This window comes from Andreprevotia sp. IGB-42 (assembly GCF_009848685.1).
In the GTDB taxonomy this organism is placed as follows: Bacteria; Pseudomonadota; Gammaproteobacteria; order Burkholderiales; family Chitinibacteraceae; genus Andreprevotia.
On the sequence record NZ_WXTX01000028.1, the window covers coordinates 1 to 15,327 of the forward strand.

5 protein-coding genes are annotated in these 15,327 nt (G+C 61.5%); 3 read left to right on the top strand and 2 right to left on the bottom strand.

Going from position 1 to position 15,327, the window contains the following annotated elements:
* On the top strand, positions 1-4,094 hold a 4,094-nt coding region (locus IGB42_RS21490), incomplete at its 5' end, for a tandem-95 repeat protein (RefSeq protein ID WP_159675603.1).
* 185 nt (positions 4,095-4,279) lie between these two features.
* A complete protein-coding gene (locus tag IGB42_RS21495) occupies positions 4,280-11,893 on the top strand; it encodes a retention module-containing protein (protein WP_159675604.1) in 7,614 nt (2,537 codons plus the stop codon).
* 192 nt (positions 11,894-12,085) lie between these two features.
* Here IGB42_RS21495 and IGB42_RS21500 read toward each other — a convergent pair whose 3' ends face one another.
* Together IGB42_RS21500 and IGB42_RS21505 are read right to left on the bottom strand one after the other, a co-directional pair.
* Positions 12,086-14,029 carry an EAL domain-containing protein gene (locus tag IGB42_RS21500; protein ID WP_159675605.1) on the bottom strand — a complete coding sequence of 648 codons (1,944 nt, stop codon included), beginning with the start codon at positions 14,027-14,029 and terminating at the stop codon, positions 12,086-12,088.
* 25 nt (positions 14,030-14,054) lie between these two features.
* On the bottom strand, positions 14,055-14,732 hold the full coding sequence (locus IGB42_RS21505; RefSeq protein WP_236822691.1) for a transglutaminase-like cysteine peptidase: 678 nt from the start codon (positions 14,730-14,732) through the stop codon (positions 14,055-14,057).
* A gap of 199 nt (positions 14,733-14,931) precedes the next feature.
* Here IGB42_RS21505 and IGB42_RS21510 point away from each other — a divergent pair.
* Positions 14,932-15,327, top strand: a 396-nt coding sequence (locus IGB42_RS21510; RefSeq protein ID WP_159675606.1) for a TolC family protein, incomplete at its 3' end; no start/stop codon positions are given.

Here is a 15,327-nt window from a genome sequence, read left to right on the forward strand (position 1 = left end):
TCACCAGCACGGTTGCACATGGTTCGCTGGTGCTCAATACCAATACCGGCAGCTATGTGTATACGCCGGCCAGCAACTACAACGGCGCAGACAGCTTCACCGTGCGCGTCAGCGACGGCAAGGGTGGTACCGTCGATTCGGTGGTGAGCATCAACGTTACCCCGGTCAACGATGCGCCGACCACCGCTGATCAAAGCAAGACCACACCGGAAGACACCGCCGTAACCGGCCAGATCGTCGCCGCCGATGTGGACGGTGATACCCTGAGCTACGCAGTGCAGAGCGGTGTTGCCCATGGTTCGCTGGTGCTCAATACCGTTACCGGTGCGTATACCTACACGCCGGTCAGCAATTACAACGGTGCGGACAGCTTCACCATCCGCGTCAGCGATGGCAAGGGCGGTACCGTCGATTCGGTGGTGACGATCAACGTCACGCCAGTCAACGATGCACCGGTCACTGCCGACCAGAACAAGACCACACCGGAAGACACCGCCGTTACCGGCCAGATCGTCGCCAGCGATGTGGATGGCGATACGCTCAGTTATGCGATCAAGACCACGGCTGCGCACGGCACGTTGACGCTCAATAGCAGCACCGGTGCCTACACCTACACGCCGGCCAGCAACTACAACGGTGCGGATAGCTTCACCGTGCGCGTCAGCGATGGCAAGGGCGGCACCGTGGATTCAGTGGTAACGCTCAATGTCACGCCGGTGAACGATGCACCGGATGCCGTCAATGATCCGGCTACCTCCACCGGCTTGCGTTCCGAGTACTACGCGTACAGCGAAGGTACCAGCGGCGACGGTGCGAACATCACCTCGCTGGCCATGGTGAATGCGTTCATCGCATCGCACAGCCCATCGGCGCTGTTCACCGCCAAGAGCGTCAACTACAGCCTGGCGGATGGTGACCTGGGCGGTAACGGCAACCTGCAGACCTTCCTGGGTACGGATGCCGCATCGCTCAATGCCGATCCGGACAACAGCTCCGATGCCATCATCAACATGACCGGCAACATCACGCTGGCAGCGGGCAGCTATAACTTCAAGGTACGCGCGGACGACGGCTATGCGATTTACGTCGACGGCGTGAAGGTGGCCGAGGTCGACAAGAACCAGTCGCCTACCGGTACCGAGCATGCATCGTTCACCGTTGCCACCAGCGGCGTGCATACCATCCAGATCCTGTACTGGGATCAGGGCGGCCAGGCGGTGTTCCAGCCTGAACTGCGCCTCGGCAGCGGCAGCTACCAGTCGTTGTCGGCCTATACGCTCACCAGCCAGGTACCGTTCTCCACGACGGAAGACACCGCGCTGACCATCAGCAAGGCCACGCTGCTGCTGAACGATACCGATGCCGATGGCGATACGCTGAGCATTACTGCAGTCCAGGATGCGCTGCACGGCACCGTGGCGCTGGTGGGTGGCAATGTGGTGTTCACGCCGGATGCCAACTACAGCGGCCCGGCCAGCTTCACCTACACCATCACGGATGGTCACGGCGGCACCGATACCGCCACCGTGTCGCTAGTGGTGACTGCGGTCAACGACGCACCGGTTGCCGTCAACGACAGCCTTTCCACCGCCGAGGACGTGGTGCTGACCGTCAATACCAGCACGCTGCTGGCCAATGACACCGACGTCGATGGCAACACGCTCACCGTGACGGGTGTATCGGCTGCCACCAACGGTACGGTCAGCCTGAGCAATGGCGTGGTGACCTTCACCCCGACAGCCAACTTCAACGGCCAGGCCAGCTTCACTTACACGGTATCGGACAACCACGGTGGCACCACCACGGCGACCGCGAACATCACGGTCACACCGGTGAACGATGCGCCTGTCACAGCCAACCAGAGCAAGACCACGGCGGAAGATACCTCTGTCACCGGCCAGATCGTTGCCAGCGATGTCGATGGCGACGCGCTTGTCTACACCATCAAGACCGGCCCGCTGAATGGTAGTGTCACGCTCAATGGCAATGGCAGCTACATCTATGCGCCGAATGCCGATTACAACGGCGCGGACAGCTTCACCATCCGCGTTAGTGACGGCAAGGGCGGCACGGCGGATTCGGTAGTTTCGGTCACTGTCACTCCGGTCAATGACGCACCGACCACCAACAACGCAACGGCTGCCGGTACCGAAGACCAGGCCGGCCGCATCGCCGTGGTGCTGACTGGCGCCGATATCGACGGCACCGTAGCCAGCTTCCGCCTGAGCAACCTGCCCGCCAACGGCACGCTGTATACCACCGCTGCAGGCAATACCCAGGTAGCAATCAACAGCGATCTGGCGGCAACCGGCAACAGCCTTACCGTGTACTTCAAGCCCAATGCAGACTGGAACGGCAGCACCACCTTCAGCTTTGCCGCCAAGGACAACTCGGGCGCAGTCGACGCCACGCCGGCGACAGCCACCATCAGCGTGGCTGCGGTGAACGATGCAGCGGTCATTGCTGGCACCACCACCGGCACCGTGCAGGAAGACACCAAGCTCAGCACCACCGGTACGCTGACCATCACCGATGTCGATGGCGCAGCCGAACGGGCGTTCACGCCACAGTCCAGCAACGGTACCTATGGCCAGTTCAGCATCAACGCCGCAGGCAGCTGGACCTACACGCTGAACAACGCGGCGGCCAACGTGCAGGCGCTCAACACCAGCGATCACAAGACCGAAACCTTCACGGTGACGTCGGTGGATGGCACGCAGAAAACCGTCACCATCGATGTGCAGGGCCTGACCGACAACACCGCACCGGTTGCAGACAGCCACAACGTCACCGCCAAGGAAGGCGTGCCGTTCGCGCTTGGCATCACCGCACCGACCGATGCCGATGGTGATGCACTCACCATCACTGTGACCGGCCTGCCCACGCAAGGCCAGGTGCTGCTGGCTGATGGCACCGCCATCAGCAACGGCCAGACCCTGACCGCGGCGCAGCTCACCGGTGCGCAATATCTGTTGCCGCCGGGCATCAGCAGTACCACCAGTGTGGGCCAGTTCACCTACTCGGTCAGCGATGGTACTGCCAGCTCCAGTGGCAATATCGGCATCACTGTCACCAACAACAACAATGCCTACGAGGGCTTTGGCGGCAACGATACCTTCCAGCTCACCAAAGGCAACGGCAACAATGCAACGCTCAATATCTCGCTGACGACCTACATGCTGCCGGGTGGCGGCTGGGCGGATGTGGGTGCCGGCCCTGGCGCGGGTGTGACCAAGCAGGTGGCGGTCACGCTCGATACCGATCTGGTCGTGGCCAGCGGTGGCAGCAATGATACCGTCGACCTGGGTGTCAGCCATGCCAACAACGTGGTGTTTACCGATACCTCGCTGCCCAACTCCAACGGCCCGCAGCCGTCGGTGGCAACGCTTTATGCCAGCAAGTTCATGACCGATGCAGTGATCACCGATGCAGATGGTGCATTGCTGACCAGCACGCAGGCACCGGTACAACCGATCACCGACACCATCAACGTCGGTAGCGGCAATGACACCGTATACGGTGCCGCCGGCAACCAGGCGGTATTTGGCGGGGCAGGCAACGACAAGCTGTATGGCGGTGCCGATACCGATGCGCTGCGTGGCGGTGCCGGCGACGACCTGCTGGTAGGGGGCAAGGGCAGCGACGTGTTGCGCGGCGACCTTGGCAACGATACCTTCAAGTTCGTACTGGGTGACCAGAGCAGTACTGCGGGCTCTGTTGCCGCAGGCAACAGCAATGGGCTGGGGCTGAGCGCCACCACCAAGCTGGTAGCAGGCGCCACCGACGTGATCATGGACTTCCACGCGGTGAACGGCGACAAGGACGTGCTGGATCTGCGTGACCTGCTGCAAGGTGAAGGCAGTGGTACGCTGGATAAATACCTGCACTTCCAGAAGGACGGCAGCGATACGGTGATCCACATCAGCCACGACGGACAGTTTGTTGCGGGGCTCAATGTGAACGCCACCACCTATGCGTTCGGCAAGGAAACTGAAACCATCGTGCTCAAGGGCACCGATCTGATCGGTACCGATACCACTGATGCGCAAGTGATCCAGCACCTGCTGCAAAGCGGCAAGCTGATTACCGACTGACCGCTATTGCAATGCAATTGAAAAAGCCCGGCAGATGCCGGGCTTTTTCATGGCCGTGACGCTGGCGACAGCCGGCATGACACTGTACTTCGGTACACGCCTTTTGACCCCAAGGTACAGTATTTTCCGTTATGACCACGGCGTAAGGTGGAGCAGTCATCAATCCTGCTTCGAAGGGGCCTGCCATGGCCAATGCCGCCCAAGCCACGATCGTGCAACTGAATGGTCAAGCATTCATCCGCGATGCCACGGGCAGAATGACCCCGCTGCAACCGGGGCAGAGCATCGAGCAGGACCAGGTGCTGGTTACCGCGCCGGATGGCGAAATCATGCTGCTGCTGCCCAATGGCGACATGCAGACCATCGGCCCGGATCGCTCGGTACTGGTGGACGCACAGTTCCTTGGCGCCAGCGTGCCCGATACCACCGATGCGGCGATTGCCCCCGCAACCGTGCAGGGCGGTACCGCGCAGATCGACCAGATCATTGCGCAGGGCGGTGATCTCTCCACCGATCTCGAAGCCACAGCGGCAGGTCTTGGTGGTGGCGATGGCGGTGAAAACGGCGCACACAGCTTCATCCGCGTTGGCCGCATCGACGAACAGGTCGGCTCCACCCAGTTCGGCACTGCCGGCACCCCGGCCCCGGCATTTGCTGCGGCCCAGGAAACCGATCTGAATACCCCGCCCGTCGCCGTCAATGACAACAGCACCGGCGCCGCCAACGATGCGCTAGCCACGCCGGAAGATACGGTACTGACGATTTCGCCACTGGCATTGCTCGCCAATGATGTCGATGCCAACAACGATGCGCTGGTCATTTCCAGCGTGCAGAACGCGGTGAATGGCACCGTTGCATTGGCTGCAGATGGCCGCGTGGTGTTCACGCCGGACAGCAACTACCATGGCCCGGCCAGCTTCACCTACACCATCGACGATGGTCGCGGTGGCACCGCCACGGCCACCGTCAACCTCACCGTCAGCCCGGTCAACGATCCGGCCACCGTCAGCAGCGATGCCGGCACCGTGCAGGAAGATACCCCCGCCCAGACAACGGTCGGCGGCACGCTGGTGATCACCGATGTGGACGCCGGCGAGCAATTCGTCGTGCCGCAGAACGTAGCCGGTGCATTCGGCACCTTTACCGTCGATGCCGGCGGCAACTGGAACTTCACGCTCGACAACACCAGCCCCACCGTGCAGGCGCTGGGCGCCGGCCAGACCGAAATCGTCACCTTCCCGGTGAGCAGTGTGGACGGCACCGGCGAAGGCACCGTCACCATTACCGTGGTCGGCACCAACGATGCTGCACTGATCGTTGCCAGCCAGCCGGGTGACGACGCCGGCGTGGTCAAGGAAGACGCCATACTCGTCGCATCCGGCAACCTGGATGTGAGTGATCCGGATGCCGGCGAGGCCGCCGTGGTGGTGCAAACCAATACCGCCGGCACCTATGGCAGCTTTTCCATCGATGCGGATGGCAACTGGAACTACGTACTCGACAATGCCAGCCCGCTGGTGCAATCGCTCAATGAGGGAGAGTCGCGCACTGAAACCTTCAATGTACAAAGTGTCGATGGCACCGATACCCACACCGTTACCGTCACCGTGCTTGGTACCAACGACCCGGCCGTGATTACCGGTAGCGATAGCGGCACTGTCAAGGAAGACACCACGCTGGTCACCGGCGGCAATCTGGTGGTACTGGATGCCGATGCCGGTCAGGCAGAACTGGTGCCAACCAGCATTACCGGTACCTATGGCTCGTTCAGCATCAACGCAGCCGGTAACTGGAGCTATGTGCTCGACAACGCCAACCCCGTTGTACAGGTGCTCAACGACGGTGACACCCGTGTTGAAACCTTCAATGTGCAGAGCGTGGATGGCACAACCCACGCCGTCACCGTTACCGTGCTGGGTACGAACGATGGCGAGCAGATCCCGCCACCGCGGATTTCGGTGTCGCTCGGCGGCGAAGGCGATACGGTATTCGAGGGCAACTACGCCGTCTTTACCGTCAACCTCTCTTACCCCAGCAGCGGCCCGGTCAGCTTCACCCCGACATTGCATGACGGCAGCGCTGTTGTCGGCACCGACACCAGCACGGTACTGGAATACTGGAATGGTAGCGCTTGGGCCACGGTCAGCGGCGATATCACGCTGGCAGCGGGCCAGACCAGCGTGCAGGTCCGCACGCAGACCCTGCCCGACCAGGTGGACGAGCCCGATGAAACCTTCCAGCTGCAGGTCGACGTGACCGCTGGCAACACCAGCAACAGCAGCGCTTCGGCCACGGCCACCATCATCGATGGCGACAAGCCGCCTGAAGTGTCGGTATCCGTTTCCGGTGAAGGCAGCACGGTGCCGGAAGGGAATCACGCGGTATTCAACGTGCACCTGTCTGCCCCCAGCAGCGGCGCAATCAGCTTCACCCCCAGCCTGCACGATGGCTCGGCTACCGTGGGTACCGATACCGGCACTGCGCTGGAATACTCGTTCAATGGCACTGACTGGTTTGCCGTCAGCGGTGATATCACCCTCAATGCCGGTGTGACCGATGTGCAGGTGCGCACCACCACCGCCCTGGATGGCGTGTTCGAAGGGCCGGAAACCTTCTCGCTGCAGGTCGATATCAGTAGTGGCAGCACCAGCAATAGCACCGCTTCGGCCACGGCCACCATCGTCGATGCCGATAGCCCGCCCACCGTATCGGTTTCGGTGGCCGGTGAAGGCACCACGGTACCGGAAGGCGACTACGCGGTATTCAACGTGCACCTGTCCGGCCCCGCCAGCGCGGATGTCACGTTTACCCCGGCATTGCTCAATGGCACCGCGCTGGTCGGCACCGATACCGGCACCGCGATGGAATACTCGTTCAATGGCACAGACTGGTTCGCCGTCAGCGGCGATATCACGCTGGCAACCGGCACCACCGATGTGCAGGTGCGCGTCAGCACCACGGTTGATGGCGTGTTCGAAGGCGCGGAAACCTTTTCGCTGCAGGCTTCCGTCACCAGTGGCAACACCAGCAATCCCGGTGCTTCGGCCACGGCCACCATCATTGATGCCGATAGCCCGCCTGCTGTATCGGTGTCGGTGTCCGGCCAGGGTACCACGGTGCCGGAAGGCGATTTCGCGGTGTTCAACGTGCACCTGTCCGGCCCGGCCGGCGCGGATGTTACCTTCACGCCCACGCTGCTTGATGGTACCGCCATCGTCGGTACCGATACCGGCACCGTGCTGGAATACTTCAATGGCAGCAGCTGGGTAAGCGCCGCTGGCGATATCACCGTGGCTGCGGGCCAGACGGATGTGCAGGTAAGGGTTGCCACCATCGTGGATGATGTGTTTGAAGGGCCGGAAACCTTCTCGCTGCAGGCTACGGTGACCAGCGGCAACACCAGCAACCCAAGTGCATCGGCCACGGCCACCATCATCGATGCCGATGGCCCGCCAGCGGTATCCGTGTCGGTCTCCGGTGCAGGCAGCACGGTGCCGGAAGGCGATTTCGCGGTGTTCAACGTGCACCTGTCCGGCCCGGCCGGTGCGGACGTCACCTTCACGCCCACCCTGCTTGATGGTACCGCCATCGTCGGTACCGATACCGGCACCGTGCTGGAATACTTCAATGGCAGCAACTGGGTGAGTGCCACTGGCGATATCACCGTGGCTGCGGGCCAGACGGATGTACAAGTACGGGTTGCCACCATCGTGGATGGTGTGTTTGAAGGGCCGGAAACCTTCTCGCTGCAGGCCACCGTTACCAGCGGCAACACCAGCAACCCAAGCGCTGCAGCCGAAGCCACCATCATTGATGGTGATAGCCCGCCCGCGGTGTCCGTATCGGTTTCCGGTCAGGGCAGCACGGTGCCGGAAGGCGACTTTGCGGTATTCAGCGTGCACCTGTCCGGCCCCAATGGTTCGGATGTCACATTCACCCCAACACTGCTTGATGGCAGCGCCATTGTCGGTACGGATACCGGTACCGCGCTGCAATATTCGTTTAACGGTACGAACTGGTTTGCAGCCGGCCCGGATATCACGCTGGCCGCCGGCGTTACCGACGTGCTGGTGCGGGTCAGCACCACGGTGGATGGCGTATTTGAAGGGCCGGAAACCTTCTCGCTGCAGGTCGACGTCACCAGCGCCAACACCAGCAATACCAGTGCAGCGGCCACCGCCACCATCATCGATGGCGACCGCCCGCCGGAAATCACCGTCTCGGTGGATGCGCAGGGTAGCCTGGTGCCGGAAGGCAACTATGCGGTGTTCACCGTGCAACTGTCCGGCCCGAATAGCTCGGCAGTCAGTTTCATCCCGACGCTGCAAAGCGGCACGGCCATCGTGGGGGTCGATACCGGCACCGCGCTGGCGTATTTCAATGGCTCCAGCTGGGTGCCGGTTGGTGCCGGCATCACGCTGGCGGCGGGTGAAACCAGCGTACAGGTCCGCGTACTGACCACCAACGATACCTTCTACGAGGGCAATGAAAACTTCTCGCTGCATGTCGCCGTCACCAGTGGCAACACCAGCAACCTCAGTGCCGATGCCACGGCCATCATCATCGACAACGACCCGATGCCTACCGCGAATGCCGATACCTACACGGTGGCGGAAGGCTCGTCGTCCACGCTGGCCAGCGTGCTGGGCAACGACAGCCCCAGCGGGCTCGTGGTCAGCAGTTTTGCCACCGACAATACCGGCAGCGGGCAAACGGTCAATGGCACCAACACGGTCGCCACCGCGCTGGGTGGCATCGTCACCATGCTGGCGGACGGCAGCTTCCACTACGTGGCGCCGGTGGTCGACAACTCTGGCCCGCCGGTGGTCGATTCCTTCTACTACAAGGCCACCGATGGTGGTGCGCAAACGGGCTGGACCAAGGTCAGCCTCACGCTGACCGATACGGTATCTGTCGCGCACAACGATGTGGTTGATCCCACCACGGTATCGACTGCTACCGTCAATCTGGTGCTGGTGGTCGATTCGTCCGGCAGTATCAGCACTACCGAGCTCAACCTGATCAAGGCGGCCATTTCCAACCTGATGGATACCTACGGCACCGCGCTGCAACGCGTGATGCTGGTGGACTTCGACGACAATGCCCGCGTGTTCCATGTGAACACCGATGGCAGCGGCAGCGTGTGGCTTACGCAGGATCAGGCGGAAGGCAAATACGGGTCGATTTCGTCGGGCGGCAATACCGACTACGACGATGCGCTGACCGCCGTGCAGAGCAACTTCGGTACTCAGCCGGTTGCTGACAAGACCTATGTGTACTTCCTGTCTGACGGCGAACCGACCGAGAGCGACGGCAGTAACCCCAACACCATCGAGCCGTCCGAACGGACTGCCTGGGAAACCTTCCTCAATGGCAAAGTCGATGAGGTATACGCCATCGGTATCGGTTCCGGGGTCAGCCAGACCGACCCGGATCTGCGCGATGTGGCCTGGTCATCCACCGGTGCCCACAACGACAACGTGATCCTGATTTCCAGCGCCAGCGAGCTGGATGGCACGCTGACCACCATTGCGCTTTCCAACGGTGATGTCACCCTCAACGACAGCTTCGGCCTCGACGGTAGCAGCGGCACGCATCCCAAGCTGGTATCGCTGTCCTACGATGCGGATGGCGCCGGCGCAGGGGTGGCCACGGTCTACATCTTCGACAGCACGCACCACCAGTTCACCATCGACTTGGGCGCCGGCCGCGGCACGCTGGCCATCCACGAGGACGGCACCTACACCTATACCGCCAGCAGCGGCAGCAACGGGCTGCCGTTCAGCGTCGAGTACACGATCCGCGATGCCGATGGTTCGCTGTCCACCGCCAGCATGCTGTTCGACCCGAACGCCAGCCCGGTGGCCGCCAGCGACAGCTACAGCGTGAATGAAGACAGTACGCTGACCATCAGCGCGGTCCTCAGCGGGGTGCTCGGCAACGACACCGATGCAGACGGCGACAGCAAGACCGCCACGCTGCTCGCCAACCCGGGGCACGGCAGCGTTACCTTCAACAGCAACGGCACCTTCGTCTACACGCCGACCGGCAACTACAACGGCACGGATTCGTTCACCTATACGGTAGCCGATGGCCATGGTGGCACCGCCACCGGTACGGTCAACCTGACCGTCAACCCGGTCAACGATGCGCCGACGATCACCGATCTGGCCAGCAGCCTCACCTATACCGAGGGCACGGCAGCCGGCACCGGTACGCGGATTGACAGCAATGTCACCGTTGCGGACATCGATTCGGCCAACTTCAACGGGGGGACGCTGACGGCGGCCTTCACCGCCAACGGCACTGCCGGCGATCAGCTCAGCGTCGTCAACCAGGGCAGCGGCAGCGGGCAGATCGGCGTCAATACCACCACGCATGTGATCAGCTTTGGCGGCGTGGCCATCGCCAGCTATACCGGCGGCGACAATGGCAACCCGCTGGTGTTCACGTTCACCAGCAATACGGCTACCCCGGCCGCAACCGAGGCATTGATCGAGCGCATCGCATTCTCCAATAGCTCGGACAACCCCAGCACGCTGGATCGTACCGTCACCTTCACGCTCAATGATGGGGACGGTGGCAGCAGCACCAGCAGCAGTGCCACCAGCTTCCACGTGGCCGGCACCAACGATGCGCCGGTGGCCATCGATGACCTGGTGATCACCAATGTATTCGGCAGCACCGTCACCGTGCCGTCCGTGGCCCTCGTCTACAACGATACGGATGTCGATGGCGATACGCTCACTGCTACCCCCACCAGTTTCACTACTGGCTGGCTGGCGCGCGGCAGTGATTTCAGTGCCGGCTCGTTGCAGACGGTCGATTTCGACAGCAACAACGACAATGCCGAAACCATCAGCCGTGCCAGCTTCACCAAGGTGGGGCAGGCGGCCAATACCGCGGTGCTGGTGATCGATGGTTTCCTCGATACCATCGGCAATACCTATGGCGGCAGCCAGCCGGATGATCTCGATACCCTCACGGTCACGCTGAAGGCGGGTGAAACGCTCAAGCTCGATCACAACCTTACTGCGGCGGATGTGTCGCTGGGCTGGCATGCCGGCACGTCAGGCGGCTTTACCGCGATTGCCGATGGCGGCACGTTCACCGCCAGCGCAGACGGCACCTACCAGATCCGTGTCACCAATCTGGATGACAATGGCGCCACCAGCGGTGGCACCGGGTCGGAAGACTATCTGCTGACCATGACCATCAACTATGCCAATGCTGCGGATACCACGCCCAATGTCACGCAGAACTACACCGTCAATGATGGCCACAGCGGCACGGATACCGGTGCTGTCACCATCCAGTATCAGGCCGGCAACGCGCTGACCGGCACCTCGGCCAACGAAATCCTGCAGGGTGGCAGCGGCAACGACACGCTTCGGGGCGGTGGCGGGCACGATCAGCTGTATGGCGGCGCCGGTGCGGATGTATTCCGCTGGGGGGCGGGTGATCAGGGCACGGCAGCAACGCCGGCGCACGATGTGGTCCGGGATTTTGCCAGCGCCGGTGCAACGCACGATCAGCTCGATCTGCGTGACCTGCTCGGCAGCGTGAACTGGACCGTGGCCGGGGCGCATACCACCAGCGTGCTGGCCACCGAGCTCGATGGCCTGCTATCGGTTACCGAGAATAGCAGCACCACCACGCTGACCATCAAGGCTGGCAGTGCATCGGTCACCCAAACCATCGATCTGCAGAACGTCACCGATCTGGTCGATGGCACGCATACCGTATCGCACGATGTGATCGTGCACATGCTGGACCATGATCTGCTCAAGCACGATTGAGCCCCTCGGGGCGGCAGGTGAGAGATCAACCGGCAGGCAGGGCCGGCCGGTTTTTACTTTTTATCGGAAGTGGTGTGCACACACTGGCTGTGTCAGGGGCTGCGTTGCAGCGTCTCCCCGGGAATCATGGCCAGAAACGCAAACGCCCGGCCATGGGGCCGGGCGCAAGCGAATATGGATCGACTGACGTTTTTATTGTTGCGTCGGTGGTGATACCACGGGTGGCCACTTGGCCGCCGGGCCGGTATAGCCGGTCACGCCCAGCTTCTGCAGCGTTTCCCATTCGGCGGCGGTCTGTACCCGCTCGGCAATCACCTGCAGGCCATGGCCGCCGGCAATGCCGGCAATGGCTTTCACCAGGTCCTGGTTGCCGCTGTTCTGGTCGATGTCCTGCACGAAGCTGCCGTCGATCTTCAGGTAATCCAGCTGCAGTTCATACAGTTGCGGCAGGCTGCCGAAATAGCGGCCGAAGTGCTCGATGCCCAGCTTGCACCCATACGGGTGGACGCGCTGCGTGAACGCCGCCAGGGTTTCCAGCTCATCGCGGAAACCGAACTCGTTGACCTCCATCCACAGCCGGCTGCTGTGCGCTTTATGCTGCTCCAGCAAGGCCAGCAAACCGTTGACGAACACCGCATCCCCCAGCGAGCTGGGCGACAGGTTGACGGCAATCGCATCGCTGGACGAAACCAGCGCATCACATGCCAGCTTCACTGCGGCCAGGTCCACCTGCGCGGTCAGGTTGAAGCGCGATACGAAGGGCATGAATGCACCGGCGGTAAACACCTCGCCGGTGGCCGGGTGGCGCAGCCGCAGCACCATCTCGTGATGCAGCAGGCTGTTGTCGCTGCCCAATGCCGGAAAGCTCGCCATCTCGAAGCCGCCGCGCGCCACAGCATCGCGCAGCAGTTGTTGCCAGTCCTGCGCTGGCAAGGTGCTACCGCTGCCGCTGGCCACCACGCCCACGCCGTTTTCGCCGTTGCCTTCCGCCTGCGCCAAGCCCTGGTCGCAGCGCGACAGGATGGCGCCGATCTTGTCGCCCTTCTGGTAATTGGTGACGCCGATCGCCGCAATATCGCTCACGTCCACATGGCCTTGCTCGCGCAGTTCGCCCAGCTTGTCGTGGATCAGGTTGCCCAGCGCGGTGGCGTCTGTAGCTGCCTTGCCCGGCGCCAGCAGCACGAAATCGGCACCGTTCAGGCGTGCGGCAATGGCATCGGCTTCGGTGCTGGCAATCGCGGTCAGTTGGCCTGCCAGCAGTTGCAGCAGCCGGTCGGTGCCGATGCGGCCCAGCCGCTGGTTGATGGTGCCCAGGTCTTTCAGCCGCAGCATCAGCAGCAGCCCGTTGGGTGCGGCTTCTTCGTCCTCCAGTGCCTCGGCCAGCCGGCCCATGAAGAAGCCGCGGTTTGGCAATTGCGTGAGCGCATCACGGTTGGCCTCGCTGCGCAGCGCATCGATGCGCGCGGCCTGTTCGGCAAACATCGTCTTCACGCGTTCCACCATGGTATTCATCGCGCGCACCACGGGCTTGAGCTCAAGGATGCGTGGTTCTTCCAGCGTGACGAAATGCCGGTCCGAAATCGATTCCGCCTGCCCTACCATCTGCATGATCGGCCGCTTGATCCAGCCCAGCACCAGTTGCAACAGGAAACCACCGATCAGGCCGCCAGCCAGGATCCACACGCCCAGCGCAATGGCGTTGTCCCACAGTGCCTTGTAGGCAAAGCGCGAATGCGCAATCACGCTGACCGTGCCCGATTGCTTCCAGCCGTCGCTTACCTGCGCGTGGCCTACCGCCACCCGTAACGGAAACGCCTGCATGAACCAGTTGGGGACGTCATCCGAAATGGTGTGGTTGCTGCGCTCGACCACGGTCTTGCCATAGACGTTGCTGAAGCGCACCAGTTCGAAGTGGCCGGTATCGAACAGCGCCGAAACCTGCAGTTCGACCATCGCCGCATCCTTGCTCTGCTGCGACATCGATAGCGCCAGCGACGATGCATTGTCGTTGCTCTGCGTGGCCAGCTGCGATTCCAGATAGTTGCGCGCATTGTGCATGCTGATGAAGAAACAGCCGGTAAAGGCCAGAATGGTGGCGATCACCGTCAGCAGCCACAGTTGCCGGAATAACGACATGGAAATCCCCCTTATCTTATGCGTTTCATGGGCTGAAGCCCTCGGCCTGAGCGCGCAACAGCAAATCCTTCCAGCGCGATAGCCGGTCTATCGATGCGGTGGCTTGGCTGCCACCGGTATATACGCCGCCCGCATTGAAGCTGAACACCGGCTGCAAGTCGGTGCGCCGCGATGCCGGGCGGATATCGGTAATCAGATTATCCAGCACCAGCGGTTCGGCATCCGGTGCCGGGTAGAAGGTCAGCACCATGTGTGCCTGCGTGACCGTGCTGTCGGCGCCGCCGATGCGCGCCTTGGCGTAGGTCAGGCGTAGCTTCTCTTCCGGTATGCCCATTTCTTTCAGGGTAAAGTACTTCACGATGGTGAAGTCTTCGCAATCACCGGCGTTCTTGCCTATGGTCTCCATCGGTGTTGCCCAATAGTCCACCTGCTTCCAGACCTGCATATCATCCAGGAATGAAATGCGCCGGTTGAAAAATTCGTTGGTACGTTTAAGTTTGTCTTGTTCTGAAAGATTTTTTCCGGCAGCGATCAAGGCCAGCCAGTCCTGAAACGTCTTCTGGGGCGCATCCCCGTAGTGTTGTGTAAGTAATTGCCGAAACTTCTCTGTATTCAAAGCTGAATATACTGGCCATGCTGACAGTGCCAATGTCATGAAAATACAATAGAATGCACGCCTTCCGGCTTGGCGCACCTTAGCCATGGCAACGCCTGCTGGCGTAAGAATAAGTATTACATGATGGTTTCATGATGTTTCGGCCAGCCACAGCTCGTCGGCTCGTTCTGCAATAGATACATAGTTGTCTAGCATAAAATCCGGTTGTAAGTGATTAGCTGACTGCCGTGTAGTCCGCATCTCACATTAGAACTTCAAAAAAGTTTCAAGCCTTAGGGGATCTGCCATGGATCATAAGCAAGCAAAGCTGCGTACCACAGCCTATCTGATTGGATTGGCGCTGTACGGCCTGACCACCCACGTTTTTGCCGAAACGCTGAACGAAGCCACGGCAAAGGCTATCAGCAAACATCCGGAACTGCGCTCGCGCTATTACGATTACCGTGCCGCCGGCGAAGACCAGAAAGCCATCAAGGGCCGCTATCTGCCGCGCGTCGATGTGGCCGCATCGTACAACAAGGAATGGCAGACCCGCCCCATCGCCGGCTCCTATGATTTCAACCATCCTGGCGCCTCGGTCGAGCTGCGGCAGATCCTGTTCGATGGCCTGTATACCCAGAGCGAATCGCGTCGCTTGGGCTACACGCGTGAAACCCGGCTGCAGGAAGTGCAGGCCGCCAGT

Coding starts and splice junctions, on each gene's coding strand:
- IGB42_RS21505 (WP_236822691.1), bottom strand. CDS start 14,732: ATGGCTAAGGTGCGCCAAGCCGGAAGGCGTGCATTCTATTGTATTTTC.
- IGB42_RS21495 (WP_159675604.1), top strand. CDS start 4,280: ATGGCCAATGCCGCCCAAGCCACGATCGTGCAACTGAATGGTCAAGCA.
- IGB42_RS21500 (WP_159675605.1), bottom strand. CDS start 14,029: ATGTCGTTATTCCGGCAACTGTGGCTGCTGACGGTGATCGCCACCATT.